This window comes from Leucobacter sp. UT-8R-CII-1-4 (assembly GCF_030010235.1).
Lineage (GTDB): Bacteria > Actinomycetota > Actinomycetes > Actinomycetales > Microbacteriaceae > Leucobacter.
This window is the reverse complement of sequence record NZ_JASCRS010000002.1, coordinates 83,765-108,423: the sequence shown is the minus strand read 5'-3', so window position 1 is coordinate 108,423 and position 24,659 is coordinate 83,765. Positions and strand designations below refer to the sequence as shown.

19 protein-coding genes are annotated in these 24,659 nt (G+C 61.1%); 6 read left to right on the top strand and 13 right to left on the bottom strand.

Features of this window, described 5'->3' with window-relative positions:
• Positions 1–40: 40 nt before the first annotated feature.
• The 5 genes from hpaE to QBL02_RS05475 all read right to left on the bottom strand — a co-directional run bounded on the left by hpaE (position 41) and on the right by QBL02_RS05475 (position 5,643).
• On the bottom strand, positions 41–1,540 hold the full coding sequence (hpaE, locus tag QBL02_RS05495; RefSeq protein WP_282725387.1) for a 5-carboxymethyl-2-hydroxymuconate semialdehyde dehydrogenase: 1,500 nt from the start codon (positions 1,538–1,540) through the stop codon (positions 41–43).
• A 60-nt stretch (positions 1,541–1,600) separates the two neighbouring features.
• Complete coding sequence (locus tag QBL02_RS05490; RefSeq protein ID WP_282725386.1) at positions 1,601–2,284, bottom strand: GntR family transcriptional regulator; 684 nt, start codon at positions 2,282–2,284, stop codon at positions 1,601–1,603.
• 28 nt (positions 2,285–2,312) lie between these two features.
• Positions 2,313–3,833: a fumarylacetoacetate hydrolase family protein gene (locus QBL02_RS05485; protein WP_282725385.1), complete on the bottom strand. Its 1,521-nt coding sequence runs from the start codon at positions 3,831–3,833 to the stop codon at positions 2,313–2,315.
• Between the two features lie 200 nt (positions 3,834–4,033).
• Entirely contained in the window at positions 4,034–4,873 is an 840-nt protein-coding gene (locus QBL02_RS05480) for an HpcH/HpaI aldolase/citrate lyase family protein (protein WP_282725384.1), read from the bottom strand.
• Positions 4,858–5,643, bottom strand: a complete 786-nt coding sequence (locus tag QBL02_RS05475) for a fumarylacetoacetate hydrolase family protein (RefSeq protein WP_282725383.1) — start codon at positions 5,641–5,643, stop codon at positions 4,858–4,860. Before QBL02_RS05475 ends, QBL02_RS05480 begins: the two co-directional genes overlap by 16 nt.
• A gap of 161 nt (positions 5,644–5,804) precedes the next feature.
• On the opposite strand from QBL02_RS05475, the gene QBL02_RS05470 reads away from it, so the two are divergent.
• A complete protein-coding gene (locus QBL02_RS05470) occupies positions 5,805–8,156 on the top strand; it encodes a DEAD/DEAH box helicase (RefSeq protein ID WP_282725382.1) in 2,352 nt (783 codons plus the stop codon).
• Between the two features lie 198 nt (positions 8,157–8,354).
• On the opposite strand, the gene QBL02_RS05465 is transcribed toward QBL02_RS05470, so the two are convergent.
• From QBL02_RS05465 to QBL02_RS05445, 5 genes are all read right to left on the bottom strand, one after another.
• Complete coding sequence (locus QBL02_RS05465; protein WP_282725381.1) at positions 8,355–9,758, bottom strand: aldehyde dehydrogenase family protein; 1,404 nt, start codon at positions 9,756–9,758, stop codon at positions 8,355–8,357.
• Positions 9,759–9,804: 46 nt separating this feature from the next.
• Positions 9,805–11,862: a primary-amine oxidase gene (locus QBL02_RS05460; RefSeq protein WP_282725380.1), complete on the bottom strand. Its 2,058-nt coding sequence runs from the start codon at positions 11,860–11,862 to the stop codon at positions 9,805–9,807.
• 219 nt (positions 11,863–12,081) lie between these two features.
• Complete coding sequence (locus tag QBL02_RS05455) at positions 12,082–13,026, bottom strand: helix-turn-helix domain-containing protein (protein ID WP_282725379.1); 945 nt, start codon at positions 13,024–13,026, stop codon at positions 12,082–12,084.
• A 211-nt stretch (positions 13,027–13,237) separates the two neighbouring features.
• Positions 13,238–14,758 carry a glycerol-3-phosphate dehydrogenase/oxidase gene (locus tag QBL02_RS05450; RefSeq protein WP_282725378.1) on the bottom strand — a complete coding sequence of 507 codons (1,521 nt, stop codon included), beginning with the start codon at positions 14,756–14,758 and terminating at the stop codon, positions 13,238–13,240.
• Positions 14,755–15,396 carry a TetR/AcrR family transcriptional regulator gene (locus tag QBL02_RS05445; protein WP_282725377.1) on the bottom strand — a complete coding sequence of 214 codons (642 nt, stop codon included), beginning with the start codon at positions 15,394–15,396 and terminating at the stop codon, positions 14,755–14,757. Before QBL02_RS05445 ends, QBL02_RS05450 begins: the two co-directional genes overlap by 4 nt.
• A 20-nt stretch (positions 15,397–15,416) precedes the next feature.
• On the opposite strand from QBL02_RS05445, the gene QBL02_RS05440 reads away from it, so the two are divergent.
• The 4 genes from QBL02_RS05440 to QBL02_RS05425 all read left to right on the top strand — a co-directional run bounded on the left by QBL02_RS05440 (position 15,417) and on the right by QBL02_RS05425 (position 20,174).
• Positions 15,417–17,075 (top strand): FAD-binding oxidoreductase, encoded by a 1,659-nt coding sequence (locus QBL02_RS05440; RefSeq protein WP_282725376.1) that lies wholly within the window; start codon positions 15,417–15,419, stop codon positions 17,073–17,075.
• On the top strand, positions 17,068–17,991 hold the full coding sequence (locus QBL02_RS05435; RefSeq protein ID WP_282725375.1) for a YegS/Rv2252/BmrU family lipid kinase: 924 nt from the start codon (positions 17,068–17,070) through the stop codon (positions 17,989–17,991). Before QBL02_RS05440 ends, QBL02_RS05435 begins: the two co-directional genes overlap by 8 nt.
• Complete coding sequence (locus QBL02_RS05430) at positions 17,988–19,634, top strand: GMC family oxidoreductase (RefSeq protein ID WP_282725374.1); 1,647 nt, start codon at positions 17,988–17,990, stop codon at positions 19,632–19,634. The genes QBL02_RS05435 and QBL02_RS05430 overlap by 4 nt, the downstream gene beginning before the upstream one ends.
• 84 nt (positions 19,635–19,718) lie before the next feature.
• On the top strand, positions 19,719–20,174 hold the full coding sequence (locus QBL02_RS05425) for a nucleoside deaminase (RefSeq protein WP_282725373.1): 456 nt from the start codon (positions 19,719–19,721) through the stop codon (positions 20,172–20,174).
• A 63-nt stretch (positions 20,175–20,237) separates the two neighbouring features.
• Here QBL02_RS05425 and QBL02_RS05420 read toward each other — a convergent pair whose 3' ends face one another.
• A complete protein-coding gene (locus QBL02_RS05420; protein ID WP_282725372.1) occupies positions 20,238–22,043 on the bottom strand; it encodes a thiamine pyrophosphate-binding protein in 1,806 nt (601 codons plus the stop codon).
• Positions 22,044–22,259: 216 nt separating this feature from the next.
• Positions 22,260–22,979 (bottom strand): IclR family transcriptional regulator, encoded by a 720-nt coding sequence (locus tag QBL02_RS05415; protein WP_282725371.1) that lies wholly within the window; start codon positions 22,977–22,979, stop codon positions 22,260–22,262.
• A 79-nt stretch (positions 22,980–23,058) separates the two neighbouring features.
• Here QBL02_RS05415 and QBL02_RS05410 point away from each other — a divergent pair, with 79 nt between their 5' ends.
• Positions 23,059–23,586, top strand: coding sequence for a MarR family transcriptional regulator (locus QBL02_RS05410; protein ID WP_282725370.1), 528 nt, complete (start codon positions 23,059–23,061; stop codon positions 23,584–23,586).
• A 57-nt stretch (positions 23,587–23,643) separates the two neighbouring features.
• Here QBL02_RS05410 and QBL02_RS05405 read toward each other — a convergent pair whose 3' ends face one another.
• Positions 23,644–24,444, bottom strand: coding sequence for an inositol monophosphatase family protein (locus tag QBL02_RS05405; RefSeq protein WP_282725369.1), 801 nt, complete (start codon positions 24,442–24,444; stop codon positions 23,644–23,646).
• Between the last annotated feature and the right edge of the window lie 215 nt (positions 24,445–24,659).

The following is a 24,659-nucleotide window of genomic DNA, read 5'->3' as shown; positions in this document are numbered from 1 at the left end:
GACACGGCTGCCGCCGGCTCCTTGCCGGGCCCGCTAGGGCTTACTTGCCGCCCGCGCCGAAGCGAGGCGAGTGCGCCTCATTCAGGGTGACCTGAATCGACTGCTGCGTGGTGTAGAAGTCGATCGAGCGGTAGCCGCCCTCACGGCCAAGGCCCGATGCCTTCACGCCGCCGAACGGGGTGCGCAGGTCGCGAACGTTGTTCGAGTTCAGCCACACCATGCCCGACTCGATGCCGTGCGCAAAGTTGTGTGCGCGCTTCAGGTTCGAGGTCCAGACGTAGGCTGCGAGGCCGTACTTGGTGTCGTTTGCGAGCTCAAGAGCTTCTTCGTCGGTGTCGAACGGGGTGATCGCGACGACCGGGCCGAAGATTTCTTCCTGGAAGATACGTGCGTCTGGCGCCACATCAGCGAACACCGTTGGCGCCACGTAGTTGCCCTCGGGGAAGCCCTCTGGGCGACCGCCACCGGCAACAAGGCGGCCCTCGGACTTGCCGATCTCGACGTAGCTCATCACCTTTTCGAAGTGGCTTGGGTGTACAAGTGCACCAACTTCGGTCGCTGGATCAGAAGGCAAGCCGACCACAATGTTCTTCGCACGCTCTGCGTAGCGTGCCACGAAATCGTCGTAGATCGAGCGCTCAACGAGCACGCGCGAACCTGCGGTGCAGCGCTCACCGTTCAGGCTGAACACGCTGAACACGGTGGCGTCGAGTGCCTCTTCGAGGTCTGCGTCTGCGAACACGATCGAGGGGCTCTTGCCGCCAAGTTCGAGTGAGAGACCCTTCAGGAAAGGAGCCGCGTTGGTCGAGAGCATCGCACCAGTTGAGCTGTCACCTGTGAAGGAGATCAGTGGCACATCTGGGTGCTTCACGAGCGCGTCGCCGGCGACGCCACCCGAGCCAAGGATCAGGTTGAAGACACCGTCTGGCAGACCGGCCTCGCGGAAGATCTCTGGCCAGAGTGCTGCCGAAAGTGGGGTGTAGCTTGCTGGTTTGAGCACAACAGTGTTGCCGGTTGCAATCGCGGGCGCGAGCTTCCACGACTCCTGCATGAACGGAACGTTCCAGGGGGTGATCAAGCCGGCGACGCCGATTGGCTTGCGGTTTACGTAGTTGATCTGGCGGCCGGGAACCTTCGTGACGTTGTCGTGCTGCGAAACGATGAGGTCTGCAAAGAAACGGAAGTTCTCAGCAGCGCGTCGCGCCTGGCCCTTTGCCTGAGTGATTGGCAGGCCTGAGTCCCAGCTTTCGATGAGTGCGAGCTGGTCGTCGCGGGTCTCGATAATGTCGGCGATCTTGTGCAGAATGCGCGAGCGCTCGCGTGGCAGCATGGTCGGCCATGGACCCTCTTTGAACGCGCGCTTCGCTGCGGCGACAGCGAGCTCTACATCGGCGGGCTGAGCCGATGCCGACTTGATGTAGACCTCGTTGGTGACGGGTTCGATTACGTCAAACTCCTCGCCACCGATTGAATCAACGAACTTGCCGTCGATAAAGTGCTGGATCTTCTCGGGGAGCCCGGTGGGCTTAATGTGGGTCATTATTTCTCCAGTCAGATAGTTGGATGAATTACGTTTTAGAAAAGTGTTGGTGGTGCAGAATTAGGCGCTCGCCGGCACGCGTTCGTTTGCTCGGTGCTGCTCGTCCGAGTAAGCGAGTACTGCGTCGAGGGTCGCGGTGCGGTGCGCGCGTGCTACCGCTTCGATTTCAGCGGGGTCAGCCCGCTGCTCGATCAGTTGCAAGATCCGCTCATGTTCTTCAACTGACTGCTGCGCGCGGCCGGGCACGAAGCTGAACGAAGAATTTCGCAGCACCTTCATGCGGTTCCAGCCGCGATGCACGAGGTCAAGAATGTGCGGGTTCGGGCAGCTTTCGAAGAGCACACTGTGAAATTCGAGGTTCAGTTCGGTAAATCGCGCTGGATCAAACGCACTGAGCGACTCGATCATCGTGTTGTTGATGGCGCGAGCTCTGCGGATCTGATCTGCCGAGATGTTGGGCGCCGCGAGCGCGGTGGCGGCCCCTTCCACGAGTGCGAGGGTCTGCATGGTGTGCAGATACTCGGTCTCTTTCACGAGCGAGACTTGCGCGCCGACGTTGCGCTCGAACGTCACCAGTTGCTCGGCCTCGAGGCGCCGGATCGCTTCGCGTACCGGTACCACTGACATGCCAAGCTCCGCGGCGATGGGCGCGAGCACCAGGCGGTAGCCTGGTACGTACTGGCCGCTATCGATGCGGCTGCGTACCAGGCGGTATGCCTGCTCACTTTTTGATTCGCTGCTCATGTGCTGTGCCTTGTGCTCTATCTCTCGCCTAGGCTTTGCCGGTTTCGGCCTCGTAGCGGGCCTTCCACTCGGCGTTCATTGGAAAGAGGCCGTCGACTGCTGCGCCCTTGGCTACCTGTTCCGCTACCCAAGCATCTGCTGTTTCTTGCGCGGCTGATTCGCGAGCTACCTCGTCGAGTAGGAACGGAGGGATCACAATGACACCGTCGCGGTCACCCATGATGATGTCGCCCGGCTGCACGGCTGCGCCGCCGCATGCGATTGTGACGTCGGTCTCCCACGGCACGTGGCGTCGACCGAGCACGCTCGGGTGTGCGCCCTGTGAGAAGACAGGAATGTCGAATTCTTGTACGGCTGCGTAGTCGCGCACGCCGCCGTCGGTGACGATGCCTGCTGCGCCGCGCACCTGAGCGCGCAGTGCGAGCACGTCACCTACGGTGCCGGTGCCGCGTTCACCGCGAGCTTCAACAACGAGCACTTCACCCTCGTTTACCGTGTCGAAGGCGCGCTTTTGGGCATTGAATCCGCCGCCGTGTGCCTTAAACAGGTCTGGGCGGAACGGAATGAAACGCAGGGTCTTTGCGGTGCCAAGGATCTGATCGCCCTCGTGGTTTGGGTGCACGCCATCAATGAAGATGTCGACGTAGCCGCGCTTGCGCAGTGCTGCCGAGACCGTGGCAACTGCGACGCCGCTGAGTAGCTCACGAATCTCTGTGGTGAGCGGGCTGCTTGCGGGGTTGCTTGTGCTGTCTGCGGCGCTTTCGAGCGGGGTGGCGCGGCCGGCTGCAACCGCTGCCGTGTGCTCTGCTTCGGAACCCCAGGCTTCGATGCGCTGTAGATCATCAACCTTTGGTGTGTTGCCGAAGTCGCCGAAAGCGTGTGTGCCCTGGGTGACGGTTGTGACGAGGCGGCCGGTGCTTGGCGCGCCGGGCGCTGTTGGTGCGTCAACCTCAACTTCGACGACATCGCCTGGTACGAGCACCGAGCTGCCGGCTGGAGTGCCGGTGAGAATGACGTCGCCGGTCTCGAGCGTCATGTGCTGTGAGAGGTCGGCAACGAGCTGCCCGAATGAGAATTTGAGGGTGTCGCTCGTGTCGTTCTGCACGAGTTCACCGTTGACCCAGGTGCGCACGCGCCACTGATCTTGGCCGATGCCGTCTGTGCTCAACGCTACTGGCCCGATCGGTGTGTAGCCGTCGCCGCCCTTGTTGCGCACGTTTGAGCCTTTGTCTGCTGCGCGCAGATCGTAGAGGCCGAGGTCGTTGGCCGCGGTGATCTGCGCCACATGCTGCCAACCGTCTTCGGGGGAGACCCAGCGCGCTGGTTTGCCAATTACGAGTGCGACTTCACCCTCGAATGCGAGAAGTTCGGTGCCGAGTGGCCGTTCGACGGTGCCGCCTGTGGCTGCGAGTGAGCTGGCTGGTTTGAAGAAGTAGCTCGGAAACTCGGGGGTGCGACCGCGCTGTGCGATGCGCGAGGGGTAATTCAGGTGCACGGCGATGATCTTGCCGGGGGTGTTGATACCCAGGTTGCTCTGCTGATTGCTCATGTTTTGCCTATGCGCTCTCATCTACTTCGTCGTTATATCTGAAATGATATACGATCTGTCTGGCTTTGTGAAGGGTGTGCTGCTGCACTGCTGTGGGCGGGCCGCCCTATTGCGTCGAAACGCACTGGTTGTACCGAAACACACTGGTTTTTACCGCAAATACAAGGCGATCTCGGCAAAACCAGTGCGTCTCGGCGGCATCAGTACGAAGCTCGCGGTGGAGTTTGGGTGGCGCTTGGGGTGGCGCCAGAGGCGGTTGCGTCCACGGCGAAGCGATCAACGAGCGCTTCGCTTTGGCGGGCGAGGATCGCCACATCCGCGCCAACGGCAACAAACGACGCACCGGCAGCGATATAGCGATCGGCGTCGGCAGACACAAAGGCATTCACGCCAACCGGCTTTCCTGCAGCGACACCGGCGGCAATCGAGCGCAACACGGCGTCAATCACCTCCGGATGGCTCTGCTGCCCGAGATAGCCCATTGAAGCGGCCAAGTCTGACGGGCCGACAAAAAGCGCGTCAACACCCTCGGTGGCAGCAATCGCCTCAACATTCGCGACCGCCTCTGCCGATTCGATCTGCACAGTGAGACTGATGGTCTCGCTTGCCCGGGCGAGATACTGCTCTACCCGGTTCCATCGCGACGAGCGGGCCAGCGCTGAACCTACCCCGCGCACTCCACGTCCGGGGTAGTGCACCGCGCGCACGACCTCGGCCGCGTGCTCAGGGGTGTCAACCATCGGCACCAGCAAGTTCTGTGCGCCAAGGTCAAGCACCTGCTTAATGATCACTGTCTCCCCGAATGGCACCCGCACGAGCGGAGCGACCGGGTAAGCCGAAACTGCATGCAGCTGAGCAAGCAGCGTCTCGAGTGTGTTTGGTGAGTGCTCGGCGTCAATCAGCACCCAGTCGCAGCCACTGCCGGCCACGATCTCGGCAGTGACGGCGCTGCCCGCACAGGCCCACAGGCCAATCAGTGGGCGATCCACCGTGGCCATACGTTGAACAAATGTCGGTGGGAGCTCTAGACGAATCGGCATGTCACCGACCCCAGACCGCTGTACTCGGCGTGCACGGTGTCGCCACGTTCCACCCACATTGGCTTGGTGAATGATCCAGCGAGAATGATTTCGCCAGCATCAAGTGACTGACCATGCTGTGCCAACTTGTTCGCGAGCCAGGCGACACCCATCGCTGGGTGACCAAGAATCGCGCCCGCGACACCCGAATCTTCAATGGTTTCGTTGCGGTAGAGCAGCGAAGAAACCCAGCGAAGATCAGTTTCGTCGACCTTCACAGGTCGCCCGCCGATCACCATCGCGCCCATCGCGGCATTGTCACTGATGGTGTCGACAATGGTGCGGCCCTCAAGTTCGAGGTGTGAATTCAGTACCTCAAGCGCTGGCACAACATAGGCGGTGGCGTCGAGCACATCAAAAATGGTGGTGTTTGGGCCAGAGAGCGGCTTTGAGAGGACAAAAGCGAGTTCGACCTCGATGCGCACATTCGAGAAGCGATCGAATTCAAGTACCGAACCAGATTCGAAGACCATATCGTCGTGAATGACGCCGTAGTCTGGCTCGGTGATGCCGGTTGCAACCTGCATCACTTTTGAGGTGAGGCCAATCTTGTGGCCTACTAGGCGAGCGCCTGCGGCGATGCGTCGATCGCTCCAGATCTTTTGAATCGCGTAAGAATCCTCGATTTGCATCTCGGGGTAGCGTGCGGTCAGTCGGGGGAGCACAGCTCGTTCCCGGTCTGCACGCACGAGCTCTTCGGCGATGGTTTCTCTTGTCGTCTGATCGAGCACGTGGCCTCCATTGGATATCGGCGTTCTGACACGATCGTATACGATTTAGGGTGTCGTGGCTATGGGTGTCGCGGGGGACCTCCCTGCCAAAATGCGCGGCTGAAACTGTGAAGAAAGCTGGCGGTCAACCGGTGTTTCTTATAAGGGAGTAGAATCGAATGATGCAGAATAACGAAGCCGCCGCAGGCGACGACCGCGCGGCTGACCAGAACCACTCCGATATTTCGGAAGCGGAGCTTTCGCAGGCGCCGGTACACACCGATAGCGACGCGGAACCCACGACCACGACTAAGACTCCAGAAGCAGCTGAAACTGAATCGGCCGCTGAACCAGAAGCCGCAGCTGAGCAGATCGCTGCCGCTGCAGAAGAGGCCCCAGAAGCTGCCGAAGAAGCTGCTGAGCCGGCAGCTGAAGAAGCGCCTCGCAACGGCTTCGATAAGCTCGGCCTTGACGAGCGCGTGCTGAGCGCAATCAAGAAGGTCGGTTACGAGACCCCATCGGCAATCCAGGAAGCAACTATTCCTGTGCTGCTGCAGGGCCGCGACGTTGTCGGCCTCGCCCAGACCGGTACCGGCAAGACCGCAGCGTTCGCGCTGCCGATTCTGAGCCGTATCGAGCCAGGCCAGGGAGTGCCGCAGGCACTCGTGCTTGCGCCAACCCGTGAGCTCGCGCTCCAGGTGTGCGAAGCATTCGAGAGCTACGCCACCCAGCTGCCAAACGTGCACCTGCTGCCCGTCTACGGTGGCCAGGCATACGGCCAGCAGCTGAGCGCGCTGCGCCGCGGCGTTGATATCGTCGTCGGCACGCCAGGCCGCATCATGGACCACCTCAAGCGTGGTTCGCTCGACCTCACTCAGATCAAGTACCTCGTGCTTGACGAGGCCGACGAGATGCTCAAGATGGGCTTCGCCGAAGACGTAGAGACAATCCTTGCTGACACCCCAGACAGCAAGCAGGTCGCGCTCTTCTCTGCAACCATGCCAGCGCAGATCCGTCGCATCTCGCAGCAGTACCTGAACGATCCTCAAGAAGTGAAGATCGCAGGCAAGACCCAGACCAGCGCAAACATTACCCAGCGCTACATCGTGGTCTCGTACATGCAGAAGCTTGATGCGCTCACCCGCGTACTCGAGGTCGAAGACTTCGACGGCCTGATCGTGTTCACCCGTACCCGTGGTGACAGCGAGCAAGTGGCTGAGAAGCTGCGTGCCCGCGGCTACTCGGCAGCAGCCATCAACGGTGACATTCCGCAGAATGTGCGTGAACGCACCGTGCAGTCACTCAAGGACGGCAAACTCGACGTGCTGGTAGCAACCGACGTCGCCGCTCGCGGTCTCGATGTTGAGCGGATCAGCCACGTCATCAACTACGACCTGCCGATCGACACCGAAAGCTACGTGCACCGTATTGGCCGTACCGGCCGCGCTGGCCGTACCGGCGACGCGATCAGCTTCGTCACCCCACGCGAGCGCCGCATGCTGAAGTCGATTGAGAAGGCCACCAAGCAGCCACTCACTCAGATGCAGCTGCCAGGCGTTGCCGAGGTGAACGCGACACGTCTGTCACGCTTTGACGATGCGATCACTGCAGCACTTGATGAGACGAGCCGTATCGAAGCGTTCCGCGACATCATCGCGCACTATGTGCGTCACCATGATGTGCCTGAAACTGATGTTGCTTCGGCGCTTGCTGTGGTTGCGCAGGGCAAGACCCCGCTGCTGCTCAACGAAGCTGACGACGAGAAGTTTGCTCGTGACCGCGCCCAGGCAAAGCGCTTCCTGGACGACGAAGACGGTCGTGGCGGCCGTGATCGTGGCGACCGTTTCGAGCGTCGTGATCGCGAAGACCGTGAGCCTCGTGAGCGTCGCGACGACCTGCAGATGTACCGCATCGATGTGGGCCACCGTCAGCGTGTGAAGCCGGGTCAGATTGTTGGCGCAATTGCTAACGAGGGTGGCCTTTCGCGTGACGATTTCGGTCGTATTCAGATTCGTGATGACTTCTCGCTTGTCGAGCTGCCAAAGAACCTGAGCGCTGAAGCTAAGGAACGCCTTGCTGATGTGCGCATCAGTGGCCAGCTGATCGGCCTCAAGGAAGATCGTGGACCAAAGGGCGGTTACGACCGCGGTGGCGATCGCGGCGGTCGCGGCGGTGACCGTGGAGGCTACGACCGTGGTGGACGCGACGGTGGTTACGGTCGCAATGATCGTGGCGGCGATCGCGGTGGTTACGGCCGCGACCGTGGCGACCGTGGAGATCGCGGTGGATACGGTGGCGACCGCGGTGGTCGTGATGGTGGCTATGGCCGCAACGATCGCGGCGGCGACCGTGGTGGCTACGGTGGCGGTCGTGACGGTGGTTACGGTCGCAATGATCGTGGCGGTGACCGTGGCGGCTACGGCGGAGACCGTGGTGGTTACGACCGCAACGATCGGGGCGGCCGTGACGGTGGCTACGATCGTCGCGACGGTGGATCGAACCGCGCCGATGGCAAGCGTAAGCCGCGCTGGTAACTAGCCGGTCGAACTAACTTAAAAGCACCCGCCACTCACTTCGAGGGGCGGGTGCTTTTGTTGTGCCCACGTCAGTCTGCAGCGCCGGGAGGACGGGTGTAAAACTGCGAACCCAAGACGGCTGGCAGCGGTCGTAGATAGCAGAGCGCCCCGCCCACCAAGTCAAGCTTGGCGAACGGGGCGACTCGGCGGTATGGGTTAGCCCTGGATCACCTGCGGCTGTGCGACGGCCTTGAGACCGGCGACGCCGAACTCCTGACCATAGCCCGACTGCTTCGCGCCACCAAATGGCACGAACGGGTTGATGGTGCCGTGTGAGTTGATCCACACAGTGCCGGCCTGCACACGAGCTGCGACTGCGCGAGCGCGGTCGCGATCCGACGACCATACTGAACCGCCGAGGCCAACCTCGAGCTCGTTTGCCATACGAATCGCTTCGTCGAGATCGCTGTAGCGAATAATTGGCAGAGCTGGGCCGAACTGCTCTTCGGTGACGAGTTCGTTCGCTGGATCGATGTCCGCGATCAGCGTCGTTGGGTAGAAGTAGCCCGTTGCATCGCGGTCGGGGTTGCCGCCCATGACGACGCGAGCGCCAGACGCCTTTGCAGACTCGACCAGGCGATCCACCACATTGAACTGCATTTCGTTCTGCAGCGGTCCGAGCACGTTCTGCTCGTCGAGGCCCTGGCCCATTGGCATCTGTGCAGCGAAGGCAGCGAGCTCGTTCACCACTTCGTCGTAGATCGAGTCTGGCACGTAGAGACGCTTGAGCGCCGCGCAGGTCTGGCCGGTGTTGATGAATGCACCCCAGAAAAGGCCCTCAGCAATTGCCTTCGGATCGACATCGTCGAGCACGATACCGGCATCGTTGCCACCGAGTTCGAGGGTGAGTCGCTTCACATTGCCCGAGCTTGCTTCGATGATCTTCTTGCCGGTACGGGTCGAACCGGTGAACATGATCTTTGCGATCTTGTCGCTTTCGACGAGGCGCGCGCCAAGGTCGCCGGCACCGGCCACGGTCTCGAGCACGCCAGCAGGCAGCACAGTGTTGAGAATGTGGTTGAGTGCGAGGCCCGAGAGGGTGGTGTACTCGGAAGGCTTCGATACCACGGTGTTGCCCATGCGCAACGATGGAATGATCTGCCAGATGGCGATCATCATCGGCCAGTTCCACGGGGTGATTGCGCCGACAACTCCGAGCGGGCGGTAGTGCATTTCTGCATAGGTCTCGCCATCGTCGACGACGACCTCAACCGGCAGCGGGGTGCCTGCTGGCACACGGGTCCACGCAACACAGCCGCCGACCTCGAAGCGAGCGTTCGGGCCGTTGAGCGGTTTGCCCTGCTCACGCGAGAGCAGCTCGGCGAGAGCTTCGGCGTTTGCCTCAATCGCGTCGGCGATCTTGTTCATGTATCCAACGCGTTCTTCGTCGCTGAGGGCAGCCCAGGCAGGCTGAGCGGCTTCGGCACGGTCGATTGCTGCGTCTACGTCGGCAGCGGTGTGTGTTGGCACGCGGCCAATCAGTTCGCCGGTCGCTGGGTTGTGTACTTCGCGGCCGCCCTCAACAGTGATGGCAGCGAGCAGGGTTTCGTAGGTGTACATCTGGGTTCTCCTTAAAGAGATGAATTTGTGAAAAGTGAAATCAGCGTTACTTGCCGCAGCCGCAGGGGTTGCCACCGCACTTGCAGTCGTCTGCGCAGCAACCGCAACCACCGCTAGAGCAGCAGCCTGATTCGGTCATTTCGCATGATGAGCGTGCGTCGAGGGGCAGATCCATCGTCGGGTTGTGGTCGAGGAAACCGTGTGGTTTGAACCAGAAGCCCGAGTAGTCAACCGGCATTACCGGCCAGTCTTCGGTGCGCGGGAAGTGTGTTGGCCCGAACTGGTGCCAGAGCACGATGTCTTCACCGTCGAGGCTGCGATTCTTTTTGGTCCAGGTTGGGAGCCCCTGCCAGCCCGAGCTTTGGCTCGGGAAGGTGCCTGCTGGGTAGAGTTCTTCGGCATGGTATTGGGTACCCCAGAGGTGCTTCGTAGCGAAGTTCGCGCGGGCGTATACCGATGAATCTGGCTGTGCGAGCAGCACCGACTTGCCTTCTGGAATGAGCCAGTATGCGGTCGGCTTTCCGGTGTGGTTGGTGCGATGCGCGCTGCGCACCTCCCAAACACGGCTGGCAAGCCCGTTCGCCATGCGCTGCGCTGATTGCTCGTCTTTCAGCTGGGTGTTTGACCAGGTGAAGGCGTTTCCGCGTGGGTTCAGTGGGCCACGCGGGATCGGCACTGCCTCGATTTCGTGCAGGGTGTTGTCTTCGCCGTCGATGGCAACGTCAAGACGTGCCGAGAAGATGTGCTGGTGCACGGGGGCGAGCAGGCCGGGTGCCATCTCAGTGTTGTGCGCGTTCGCGGCTCCGGGAATGCCCGAGCCGGCGAAGACCACGCCGGTTGCCTTGGCTTCGACCTGGATCGAACCATCGAGGTAGAAGTACCAGAAGAATCCGTAGTCGTAGTTGCCAACGGTCGCGAAGTAGCTCACCACGAGGCGGCGGCTTCGACGGGTGTCGGGTTTTCCGTCAAGATCGGTGTGCTTCCACTGAATGCCGTAGTCTTCCTCGTGCATGCAGATGACCTGGTCGAGCTTGACCGGGTTGCCGTGATCGTCGTTCACGAATCCATCGAAGTAGTGGATCACGCCGAGGCAATCGCAACCCAGCGATAGCGGGTTTGCGTTGCGGCCGAGCAGGTATTCGCCAGCGTCGAAGTAACTGACCCAGTAGCGGGTTTCGTCAACATCGCCGTAGGGCACCACCATCTCTGGCACGCTGGCGCGGGTGAGCACTGGGCGATCCTCGTCGCCATCGCGCCAGGACACGTTGTTGAGCACGAGGCCTTCACGTGAGTTGAAGCCGATGTGCATCTTCCAGTTTTCCCACTGCACATTGTTGCCGTCGACTGAGAAGCTTGGCCCCTCAGGCATGGTGATGTCGATCGGCTTGAGGCTTGTGCGTGCTGGGCCCTGGGTTTCGATGTCGTAGTTGCCGTGTGCCATTGGGGTGGCGGCGGCGTTCGGGTCGTCGTAGACCTTGAACACCTTGCGTTCGGTCATGTCGACCTTCACGATCAGGCCTTCGACTGGGTGGGCCCACGGGCTGTCGCCCTCGTTCGGAATCAGGTAGGTGAGTGAGCGCAGGTAGCGGCGGCCCGCATCTTCGGTCTCTTCTTCGAAGTAGCCGGGGGCGAGCGGTGAGCAGAACGCGGTGTCGATGTATTCGCCGTAACCGCGGCGTTCCATTGAGGCACGCCATTCGGGGTTTGCCTTGACGATGTCGCCAACCTCGAAGAACTCTTCCATGAGCACGGCGGCTTGGCCACGCTCAGGGGTGTTCGGCAGTACTTTCTGCGATACAACGCTCTGCTTGGTGATCGATACCAGTACCTCGGTGTGTGTGGCGTCTGAGCGATCGAGCAGGGTGGCGAGGGCGCGGCGTTCGAACGCCTTTCCTGGCTTCCATTTGGCAAGTGTCGCCTTGCTTGGGTCGACCGCGAGCAGCATTGCCATGCGCACGTGCTCGGTCATCAGGCCGGCGGCCTCGAGTGTCTTGCGCACGGTTGCGATTTCGCCTGCGTTCAGCGGGTCGAGCGGATGCTGCGCTTCGAGCGGGGTGCTCACGCGCTTTCCGCGGGTATGCGTGGTGTCGGGAGTATGCGTCATTGAATTCCTCACTTAGCGAAACTGGGGCTGCCAGTGACTCCAGTATTTCGGAGCGGGGTTCGCTGCGGGGGATTCCGTGACCGGTCGTGCACGCGTAGACAAGGGTCGGGCGCTGGCGGCCCGGTCGAGCCTGTTTTGCCGCGTTTTGGCGCACAAGTGTGCGCCTGGGGCGCAGCAGATTCAGGGCGTTGGATCGCCTATCGTGCGGGCGAAATTGCCTTAGAGCGCACGCAGCTCGCTCGGCGACACGCCATAGTGCTGTTTGAAGACCCGGCTAAAGTGTGCGGCGTCAACGAATCCCCAGCGTGCGGCAATGGCTGCCACGGTTTTTGTTGAGAATGCTGGGTCGGTGAGGTCTGCCCGTGCGTGCTCGAGGCGACGCTGTTTGATGACGGTTGAGACGGTGGTGTCGTGTTCGGCAAACAGTGCGTGCAGGTGTCGCACTGAGATGTAGTGTGCTGCGGCGATGCTGCCGGGTGAGAGTGTTGGCGAACCGAGATTTGTGTTGATGTGACCGTAAATCTTTTGCAGCAGTACTTCGTGTGGGCTGCGGGGGCTGTTTTCGACGTCGAGAATCGCAGACAGCATGGTGTTGATGAGATCAAGACTGGTGTGTGCGAGTTTTGTTCTTGCGAGCGAGGGCAGCATAGGCAGTTGCGGTGAGGCTTGCGCGATGAAGGGCGCAATCACCTTTGCAAGGTGGTGCTGTTCACCGAGGGAGACAGCGGTCAGCGAATCGGTGAGGATCGTTGGAAACTCCAGGCGATCCTTCGGGAACATCATGATGAGGTTTCGAAAGGTCTCGTTGAACAGTAGCGAGTAGGGCCGTGACGTGTCGTAGAAGGACATATCGCCCGGATTCATGATGATTTCGCGACCATCTTGGATCAGGATGCCCGAGCCGGAAAGTAGCAGGCTCACCTTGTAGTAGCCACTACCACCACTCTCAATCGTCTCTTCGGTGCGTCGTACTAGCTGCGGCTTCGCGCGTACTTCGGTGAACACCACGCCGTCAGCGCCAGCTGCCGAGAGGGTTGCCTGAAACGGGCCGCCCGCTTCGCTTTCAACCTGGAGCGGCACGAACGAAGAGTTCACTGCTGACCTGAACGAATCAAGACTTTCAGCGTGCGTCACACTTGGCGCAACGTCGAGCGAGTGCTGCATGATTATCACCTCGTGGCAAGGCCGGGCTTCGTTGAGCGGCTAACTGAACAATTGTTCGGTTATGTCAGGCATGCTAGCCGATTCCTAGAGGCTCAGCAAACATGACTGCGCCCAAGCTATCAGATCGTGAAGAAAATGGTATGCCGAAAAGTTCGACGCTCGATCAGCTTTCTGTGCGCAGCGGCGGTGTGGGCGAAGGCGCGTGTATGAGTTAGCGAAGCGACTCTGCGACAAGCTCAGAAGCTTCGGCAAACGCGGCTTCGCGGTCGGCTGCGACGAGCCCGATTCTGGTGCGCCGATCAAGCACATCTGCCGCAGTGAGCGCGCCCTCTGCACGCACCGCGTATGCGATTTCTGCGCGTGTTACCGCGATGCCCGGAGCAATCTGTTCTTCGGGGCGAGTGCAGGCCTTGGCCAGAAGCGCTCGTTCTTCGGCTGGTGGCAGGGATGATCCGGGTGCGCCGACCAGTGCAATCTGGGTGGTGACACATCCGGGGTCACTCAGGCCCGCCGTGCGGCAGGCAAGATCTACCGCGTCTTCTGCCATTGCCCGGTAGGTGGTGAGCTTGCCGCCCAACACATTGACTACACCCCGTGACGAGACGGCTACGTGGTGGCGGCGTGAGATGTCGGCGGTTGACTCGCTTGCACCGGTAGAGATGAGCGGCCGAAGGCCAGCAAATGTGCCGAGTACGTCAGCTCGGCCCAGCGGCCGTTCAAGCACTGTTGAGACGGTGCTGAGCAGAAAGTCGATCTCAGTCTCGCTCGCTGTGGGCACGTCGGGCACTGGGCCGGGCGCATCTTCGTCGGTCAGGCCGATAAATACCCTGCCAAGTCGCTGCGGTAGGGCAAAGACAAATCGGCTCACAGAACCGGGATGCGGCACCGTGAGCGCTGCGCTCGGGTTGCCGAGGCTCTCGGCAGAAACCACCAGATGGGTGCCGCGACTCGGGCGAAGTTGAATATCTGGGTCAATTTCGGCGGCCCAAACTCCGGTCGCATTCACTACCGAGCGCGCTCGCAGTCGAAATGACTCACCGCTCTGCTGGTCGGTGAGGAGAGCGCCAGCGCCAGTTGCGTCGCTCGCTGACATGCCGGTGAGAATGTGTGCGCCATAGCTCGCGGCCGTGCGCGCGATTGCGGTTACGAGCTTGGCGTCGTCTTCAAGCTGGCCGTCTGCGCTGACGACACCACCGCGGAGGCCTTCTTGGCGCAATGCAGGAGCCAAACGAAGCGCCTCGGCCGCGGTAACCCGTTTGGGTCCTGGAAGCAGTGTCGAAGGTGTGCCTGCCCAGCGCCGCAACCCGTCGCCAAGCATGAAACCGACCCGTGTGAGCGCGCGTTGAGTGGGAGTTACTCCTGGCAGGTGGGGCAGTAACTGGGGGAGCGCGTGACTGAGATGAGGCGCGATCTTTGTCATGAGTAGGTGACGCTCTCGGGCGCTTTCACGCGCTACCGCGACATCACCCGAAGCGAGATAGCGCAGCCCGCCGTGCACCAGCTTTGAACTCCAGCGACTTGTACCGAAGGCTAGATCGTGGGCTTCGGCGAGCACCACACTGAATCCTCGGCTCGCAGCATCAAGGGCAACTCCCGCACCTGTGACTCCACCGCCGATCACGAGCATGTCTACTTCGCGCTCGCCGCTGGCGAGTTCATGTAACTCGCTGGATCGCCGCTGTGCGTTGAGGAGTGAGGAGTGCTGGGGGCTTGGGGCTGCCGGGTGAGTCATGGCCTGAGGTATCCGTCCACGGCAGCACCGAGCTGCCTATCAAGATCTGCCTCGCCAATCAGCGGGGCAACGGTGCGATGCGAGAGTGTTGCTGATTGCGCAATGAGCAGCAGCATTACGGCGATGTCGGCGGCGCTACCTGGGCGAACCGAGCCGTCAGCTTGACCGGCGGCAACTGCGGCCTCGATCCAGCGCAGCATGTAGCGCTGACTTGAGCCGATGCGTTGCAGGCTGTATCTGGTGAAGACTTCTGGTTCGCGTTCGAGTAGTCGACTAAAGAGCGGGTCTTCGCGGAAGAGCATTGAGTAGCGCACTACGGCGTCACTGAGTTCTTGGCGGTTGCCTGGGAGCTTGCCGAGGCGTTCGAAGATGGTGATTGTGGTGCGCAGGAGTGCGGCGCGAACAATTTCATCGATTCCGCTCCAGCGGCGGTAGATGGTGGGGCGACTCACTTTTGACTCTCGCGAGAGCGCGGTGAGGGTGACGCCGTCAATGCCCCGGGCAGCAATCATGGCTGCCGTGGTTTCGAGAACGTGCAGTTCGATCTCGTCCCAGGCAGGAGGTGCGAAGCCGGCGGGTAGCTCAAGTGCCGACGTTTCAGTGGGCTCTGCAAGAATTGCTGCTTGACGGTTTTCCATAATGTGTCACACTGTAACGCATGAGTGCCAAAGATGCATCGAAAGATTCAACCGCGACCGCGAACACGGTCGGAGCGCCAATTAACCAGCCGCCCACGGCACCACTTCGATGGAATGGGTGGGGCGATCCAGCGCTTGCAAAGCAGCTACCACTTGCCCTGCGCACACTGCTGCCGCTAAAACTCGGCCGAATTCAAAAGCCCGCACCAGCGACAGCGATCGACAAAGTTGCCGTTGCGGCGAGCGCACTCAGCGCCGAAGACCGGGCAGCATTTGCGACGGTCATCGGCGAAACTCACCTCGGTGTCGACAACGAATCTCGGCTGCGGCACGCTGGCGGACGCTCGACCCCAGACCTGTTGCGCAAGCGCGCCTCAGCGCAAGACACCCCAGATGGTGTGCTGTCCCCAGCAACACACGAAGAAGTGCTCGCACTCCTCAGGGCAGCGGCCGAACGCGATATCGCGGTGATCCCGTTTGGCGGCGGCACGAGCGTTGTAGGCGCGCTCGACCCAGAACGCGGTTCGCACCGTGCAGTGGTCGCAATCGACCTGACACGAATGAGCGGGCTCATCTCACTCGACGAGGTAAGTGGCCAAGCGCGAATGTTCGCTGGAACCACTGGCCCAGAGGCTGAACGGCTGCTTGGCCAACACGGATACGAACTGGGGCATTTTCCGCAAAGCTTCCTGTACGCAACCCTCGGCGGGTTCGCTGCCGCACGCTCATCAGGCCAAAACTCGTCAGGCAACGGCCGCTTCGACGACATGGTGCTCGGAATGCGCGTCGCTACGCCAAGCGGTGAATTTACCTTTGGCGTCTCACCCGGCAGCTCAGTTGGGCCCGACCTCACAAAACTCTTCCTCGGGTCAGAGGGCATCTTCGGCATCATCACCGAATTGGTCTTGCGAGTGCACCCACAGCCCGCGACCCGCAGTTTCGAGGCCTGGAGCTTCCCCGACTTTGAGACCGGTGCTGAAGCACTGCGCCAGGTAGCTCAGTTGCGCACGAGGCCCACCGTGATTCGCCTCTCAGATGAAGCCGAGACGAGCGTGAGCCTCGCGCAGCACGGCAAAATCGGTAAAGCCCTCAGCAAGGGATGCAGCGCCGTAACGGTATTCGAGGGGGATCCGGCTGACGTTGCGGCAAGGCACGCTGCAACGGCTGAGATTCTGAAGCGGGTCGGCGCAAGCTCTGAAGGCTCGGCGCCAGCTGAATCATGGATCAACGGGCGCTTTGGCGCACCGTACCTTCGTGATTCACTGCTCGACCACGGCGTCTTCTGCGAGACACTCGAAACCGCCACCACCTGGACGGGCCTGCACACCCTAAAAGAACGAGTGACCGCTGCATTGCAGGACGGCTTCGCCGAACACGGCGCAAAAGCGATGGTGCTCTGCCACGTTTCGCACATTTACCCGAGCGGTGCTGCGCTCTACTTCACAATTGCGGCGGGTATTCCGGGCGATGACCTCGAAGTGTGGGCAAAGGTGAAAGCCAGCGTGAACGACACTATTGTTGCCAATGGCGGCACACTCAGCCACCACCACGGAGTCGGTCGTGATCATGCGCCGTGGATCAAACAGGAAATCGGTGAGGCTGGGGTGCGAATTCTGCGGGCAGTGAAGGCTGAACTTGACCCGAGCGGCATTATGAACCCGGGAGCCGTGATTGGCTGACCAGGCCGCCCCGCGGCTAATCATGCTGGTGAACCCCACCTCAGGTAAAGGCCGTGGTGGGGCGGCTGCCCGCGCAGCAGAGACACGATTGCGTGAACTCGGTGCAGACGTGAGCGTGCGCAGCGGGAGCTCTGCCGAAGAATCACGACGCCTGGCCGCTGAAGCGCTCGCCGAAGGGCCGGCGGCGCTTGTGGTGGTTGGCGGCGACGGCACACTGACTGCTGTGCTTGATGAGCTCGTGCATTCGAGCGTGCCGGTGGTGATGGTGCCGGCTGGTACTGGCAATGACTTTGTGCGTGCGCTCGGTATTCCTTACGGCAGCCCAGCAGCAGCGGCTCAGGCCGCAGAACTTGCCCTACGCGGCACGCCAGCGCGTATCGATGTGGCAAAGGTGCACTGCCCTGAACGCAGCACCCACGTACTCACTGTCGCCGCGCTTGGGTTCGATGCTCGAGTGAGTGAGCGCACCAACCAATTGCGTTGGCCGCGTGGAGCGGCCCGCTATTACCTCGCGCTCGTGATTGAACTGTTGCGGCTTCAGTCGTTGCGTTTCACGGTGTCAATCGATGGGGGCCCGGCGATCCAACGCCCCGGAATTCTGCTGGCCGTTGGGAACACGCGCAGCTATGGCGGCGGCATGCCGATCTGCCCAGACGCTGACCCCCAAGACGGAAAACTTGACCTCAGTCACGTTGCTGCGATCGGACGCTTGCGTTTGCTGCGCTTTTTCCCGATGCTGCTTGCGGGCACACACACCAAGCGGCCGGAGGTGTTCACTGCTCGCTGTGAGCGGGTCGAAATCAGTGCTCCCGGTCTGATCGTCTACGCTGACGGCGAGCGCATCGGTACCGAAACAGTTCTAGTCGAGGCGGTGCCGGGTGCACTCGCGGTAATGGCGGCAAGGGAGCAGCAATGAGTTTTGATCACGATGTGGTAATTGTCGGGTCGGGGTTTGGCGGTTCGGTCGCAGCGTTGCGGCTGGCTGAAAAGGGTTACCGAGTGCATGTGTATGAGGCTGGCCGTCGTTTTGAGGACAACGATTTTGCGAAAACGAACTGGGATGTTCGGCGCTATCTCTGGGCACCAAATCTCGGCTGTTTTGGGGTGCAGAGAATTCATCGGCTGCCGCACGTCATGATTTTGGCCGGTGCTGGGGTTGGCGGTGGATCGCTTAACTATGCGAACACGCTGTACCAGCCGGGCAGTGAATTTTTTGCGGATCGACAGTGGCCTTCGGGCGACTGGCAAGCTGAGCTTGCGCCGCACTACCGCACTGCGTCTCGCATGCTCGGCGTTGTCGATAAGTACCCGGCAGCTGGCCCGGTAGAAGAGATGATGCGTGGTGCTGCCGAAGATCTTGGTGTTGAAGCCTCGTTTCGTCTCGCGCCAACCGGAGTGTTTTATGGTGCGCCTGGGGTGAGCGTGCCAGATCCGTTTTTTGGCGGTGACGGCCCAGATCGTACTGGCTGCACGTTCTGCGGCAACTGCATGGTGGGTTGTCGTGTGGGGGCGAAGAATACGCTTATGAAGAATTACTTGGCGCTCGCGGAGCGGCGGGGGGTGACAATTGAGCCCCTGCGGACTGTGACCGAGGTTGTGCCAAGACGCGGTGGCGGCTTTAACGTGACTACTGCGCAGAGCGGTTCGCTCGTCAATAGGCGGGTGAAGCGGGTGAGCGCGGAGCAGGTGATCTTTGCCGGAGGCACTTGGGGTACGCAGCAATTGTTGCACCGCATGAAGGGCTCGGGAGCGCTGCCGAAACTGTCCTCGACTCTAGGCTCGCTTACCCGAACAAATTCTGAGGCCCTCGACGGTGCAGTGGCGGTTGATGTGCCCGAAACGATGGGGCTTGCCAGTGGCGTGGCGATCACCACTTCGTTTCATATTGATGAACGCACTCACGTTGAAAACGTGCGCTATGGGCCTGGCTCGAATCTTATGGGCATGCTTGCTACTGTGCTGGTGCCCGGTGACCGCGGTCTTGCTGCACGGCTGGGGTCGCTTGTGCGGCAGCTTGTGCGAGCTCCGCTCACTGCGTTGCGGTTGTCTTCGCTCAGGCGTTGGAGCGAGCGTGGTGTGATTGCGCTCGTGATGCAGAACGCCGACAACTCTTTGACGCTTTCGCTGAAACGACGTCTCGGCGGGCTGATCAAGCCTGGCCTTACGAGCGCTCAGGGCGAGGGCGAGCCAAACCCGAGCTATCTTCCCGGCGCGCATACGGCAGTGAAGGCGATTGCAGCCCGCCTGCAGCAGGCTTCGGGGGTGCGCGCCGAAGCTCGTGGTTCTTGGCCAGAGGTGTTCGGTATTCCGCTCACTGCACACTTTCTCGGTGGGGCAGTGGTTTCGGCTTCTGTCGAGCAGGGAGTTGTTGACGAGTACCACCGGGTATGGAATTACCCGGGTTTGCACGTCGTTGATGGTGCCGCGGTGCCGGCAAATCCGGGTGTGAACCCCTCACTCACAATTACGGCAATGGCTGAGCGCGCGCTGTCGTATTGGCCACGTAAGGGAGAAGCTGATGCGAGGCCAAATCAGGGTGGCAATGAATCTGCGCGTTAGGCGCGAATGGTGCCGCATACTCGGTATATTTCGAGCAGATGACATTACACTCAGTCGGAGCAAATACTGCTCAGAGGGAGTGCAATGACCGAGTACCTTCAGCGTGCCATCGAAATCGCAGCCAAAAGTGCCGTGAGCGGCGGCGGCCCATTCGGAGCAGTGCTGGTCACCGCAGACGGGCAAATCTTCGAGGGCACCAACGCGGTAACCCTCAACCACGACCCAAGCGCCCACGCTGAAGTGATGGCACTGCGCAACGCCGGCCAAGCGCTCGGCACGCATGACCTCACCGGTGCAACCCTGTACTCATCATGCGAGCCATGCCCGATGTGCCTGAGCGCGAGCATGTGGGCCAGAGTCGACCGTCTGGTCTACGCGGCGAGCGCCGAAGAAGCCGCCGAGGCAGGCTTCGACGACCGTGCATTCTACGAACACATTCGCAGCGAAAGCACGCCGTTCGAATACCATCACCTCGCGAGCGACGCGCGTCTGCACCCGTTCCAAGCGTGGCAACAAAACACCGAACGCATCGACTACTAGACGCCCTCGGAGTGTTGTGTGCGCTGGCGCGAATGCGATCCAACGCACACAAAACTTCACTTTTTACTCGACGTCGAGGCCGTTGACCTTTTGAATCTCGCGCTGGTAGGGCGCAACCACGGTGCTCGAAACACGGCAGTCGAGCAGAATAGTGCCCGTCGCCCCCGCTTCGCGCCAATCACTCAATGCGTCAAGATCTGAGAGCGTGTTCACTGAGACTCCGGTCGCGCCGAGCGCGGCAGCCATGCCCGCGAAGTTAACGCCAGGAATTCGCATCGGAGTCTCATCGAGACCCATCGCCCCATAGAGGTGAATTTCGGCACCATAGGCTCCGTCGTTCCAGACCACGATGGCACAGCTCTTTGTGGTGCGAATGGTGGTTTCGAGATCGGCAATTGCCATGAGACCGCCGCCGTCGCCGGTGGTCACGACAACGGTGCTCTCGGGCGCAGCAGCTGCCACGCCAGCGACCGTTGAAAAGCCGAGGCCAATGCTCTGGAAAGCGGTGCCCACCATGATCATGCGCTCAGGCGATGCGACTGGCCAGAACATGTTCGCCCAGCCGATGAAGTGGCCGCCATCTGAGGTGACGTGACGGTCTTCCGGGAGCAATTCGGCCAGGCGCGCAGCGACCGCCCGCGGATCGAGGCGACCATCGGCACACAGCCCATCGGCACCGCTCTCGCCGCGATCGCGCACACGCAATGCGCCACCTGACTCGAGGCCGGTGATGCTGCCGCGCCAACCCGGCTGACCCGCGGGAGCGGCACCCAGTCGTGAGAGCAGCGATCCCAGCAGTTCGCGAGCATCACCACGCAGCAGCAAGTGTTCGATTTCGTGCGCAGTCTTCGGGGCGTTTACTGGGTCACGGTCGATTCGGATCACCTTGGTCCCGGCACCAAAAAGATCACCAAAACGCATGGTGAACTGGTTCAGGCTCGCGCCGACAACAAGCACAACATCTGCCTCTTCGATCACCTGCATGGCCGCTTCTTGGCCAAAGCCGCCGGTAATGCCAAGGTGAAACTCGGGCTTCGCGAAAATACCTTGGCCGAGCGCCGTCGAGGCGGTGAGCGCACCGAGGCGGTCGGCAATCAAATCAAGCTCTGCATCGGCACCAGCAACCCAGGCTCCGTGACCGGCGAGAACCACGGGACGTGCAGCGGCGGCAAGTGTTGCTACCGCGCTGTCAATCTCTGCGCTTGAAGCTGCGGTGGGGAAGAGGTAGCGCGAGTGGCCGCTTGAACCGGCATCGCTTACGGCGTTTGCGTTCGCTTCTGTGTTCGCGTTTGCGCTCGGCAGTGTTGCTGCGGCGAGCGATTGCATAGTGCTCGGATCATTAAGGTCGATACCCGTCGGGGCTGCTGCCTCGGCAGGTGTCTGGTCGACCACAGTGCTCACCAGATCGTAGGGGAGTGCGATCACTACCGGGCTGCGACGGCGAATCGCTGCCGCAACTGCGCGCTCCACGGTTTCGGCAACGCTGTCCGGCTGCACAATATAGGTGCGCACGCCGACGGCAGCCGCAGCCATTTCCTGGTCAATATCCCACGGGCGAAGACCTGCCTGTGGCGCGTCGCCAACCACGAGCAAGAGTGGAGTGCGTGCCTGCGCGGCCTCAGCAAGACCGGTCATGGTATTGGTATAGCCAGCGCCATAGGTTGCGGTGGCGATGGCCAGCTTGCCAGTGACGCGGCCGTATGCGTCGGCCGAGGCAACCGTAGCAACCTCGTGGCGCACCACGCTTATGGGCATGCCGCGCTTAGTGAGTGCGTCCATGAGATGCGCGTTTCCGTTGCCCATCAGGCCAAAAGCGTGGTCTGCGTGGCGAACGAGAATTGAAGCAACAGCTTCAGCGAGCGTGGTCATAACGATCCTTGCGGTGAAATATACGAATTGGGGGAACCGTATATGTCTCGCCGTGACCCGGCAGCAGCACCCCTTTTTCGAGCGCCTTGAGCGGCCACCTGGAGGTGCACCACGCTGGACGGAAGCAGCTTATCACTCGTTCGGGGTCAAAAATTGCAGCTCGCGATCGTGTGCGCTTTTCGCGTTGGATCGCCCAGCGCTCGGGGTGCTTTCTGTTTAGTGCGCTGCGCGTTCGATGCGCAGCGCCGCCTCGCGCAGCGCACTCGCCAGTGACTCAATATTGTCGGGCAGGCCGATGCAAACGATGGCGAGTGCCGATGGCGGCTCGTTGATGACTCGCAAGGGCACCGCAACCGAGGTGAGGCCCGGAATCACCTCGTCTTGACTGATTGCAAACCCGCGGCCGCGAACCTGTGCGGCGGCTTCGCTGAGTGGTTCGCCTGCGAAGACTGTGCGGTGTTCGGCGGGGTTTAGTGAAGATTCAATGGCATAGCCTGGTGCGCCGCGGGTGAGCGGGTGTTTTACGCCGGGGCGTTGAGCGACGGTGGCGTGGCCGTGGGTTGGTTCGACACTGAGTAGCGTGACTGCCTCATCGTGATCGAGCATGGCGATGAAACTTGTGAAGCCGAACGCGTTTGCGATTTCGCTGAGTTCTGGCAGGGCGGCCTGCTGCAACGACTCTGCTGCGCCTCGGCCGAGTGCGGCGAGACGGGGGCCAAGTCTGATCATGCCGGCTTCGTCGCGCACCACGAAACGGTGCTCTTCGAGGGTGCGTAGCACCCGGTATGCGCTGGATCGGTGCACGCCGAGCTGTTGCGCGAGGCTGGCAATTGAGAGCGGCTCTGCTGCTTCGGAGAGAAGCTCGAGGGCGCGTAGGCCGCGATCGAGGGTTTGTGAGCCAGCAACGCGTGGCTGATCGTTCGAACTTGTGGTCACGAGTCTATTGTGCTGTATTGGACGCGTAGAGCGATGTATAGTTGAAGCGTAAAGTAATTCTTGGAATTTGAGGTTTGAGATGAGCGCGAACGAAGAGCCACGTTGGCTGAGTCAGCAAGAGCGCGAAATGTGGATGCGACTCGTTGGTGTCACCTTCTTGATGCCCGGCGTACTCGAATCTCAACTCAAGCGCGACGCGGGTCTCTCGTTCTTTGAGTACCACGTACTCGCGATGCTTTCTGAAGCTGATAACCACACGCGCCTCATGAGTGACCTGGCGCGCTGGTCAAACTCCTCACTCTCGCGCCTCTCCCACGTAGTCACCCGCCTTGAAAAGCAGGGCTGGGTGCGCCGTGAAGCCTGCCCGAATGATGGGCGCGCAACCAATGCCGTGCTCACCGAGGCGGGACTTGCCCACCTTGCGAAACAAGCCCCAGCTCACGTTGAAGAGGTACGCAAACAGGTGTTCGACGTGCTTGAGCCGGCCCAGGTCGCAGCTATGTCTGAGGCGCTGGGGCGCGTGCTCGCACAGCTAGATCCCGGCAACCTTGCAGCGCCAAACGGCAGTTGCCTTGCCGCGCCCGAACAGATCATCGACAAAGATTGAGCCCACGAAGCTTGCTCTGAGCTTGCTGCGCGCTCTTGCCGTGCCGGTAGGCGTTCGCTAGCGAACCGAGTGAATAACCTTGAGGCTGGCCTCGTGCACCAGACCATTGCTTGCGAGTGAACTGCCACCCCAAACGGTGTCATTGCCATCGATATCGCTAAAACGCCCACCTGCCTCGCGCACAATCGGCGCAAGGGCGGCGAGGTCGTAAGGCTTCACGTCGAACTCTGCCACAATGTCGATAAGGCCCTCGGCGAGCAACATGTATGACCACATATCGCCGTAGGCGCGATCGCGCCAAGTCTGCTTCTCAAGTTCGAGAAGTGAATCCAGATAACCGGCCAGTCGCCACTGCTCAATACTCTGAAAACTGAGCGAAGCGTGCTCAAGATCTTGTACGCCAGAGACTCGCATCTGCCGCGGGGCGGCACCCTGGTCGAGGCGCCAAGCGCCGCTTCCGAGTTCTGCATACCAGCGCATTCCAAATGCTGGTGCCGAAACCACGCCAATTGTGGGCACACCACTCACTTCAAGTGCGATGAGGGTTGCCCAGTTGGGCACTCCACGCAAAAAGTTTGAGGTGCCATCGATCGGGTCGAGGATCCAGCGTCTTTCGCCGCCTTCGGCCCGCCCTGACTCTTCGCCAAAGAAACCATCGCCTGGGCGCTGAGCTTCGATTTGCTCGCGCAGGGCCCGTTCTACTGCAAGATCGGCGTCGGTGACGTAGCTGCGATCGGGCTTGGTGTCGATGCGCAGGTCTGCCGAACGGAATCTCGGCAGCGAGATTGAGTCAGCGAGATCTGCAAGCTCAAGCGCGAATGCAAGATCGGGGGAGAAGGAGGTGGCCTCGGAGGTCATCGTTTGCCTTTCATGGCTGTCTGCGGGGCGCAATGCCAGTCTCGCGCCCGACTATCGAATCCTATCGCTCGTGCAAACCCGCCCGTCCGCTCTCGCCCGAACAGTGTTCTGTGCTCGCTCGAACTGTGCCCGCTCGAACTGTGCCCGCTCGCCAGCCCACCCGCACAACGCTGAGATCGCCTGGATTTACCGAAATCGACTCCTTCTCCCAGTAA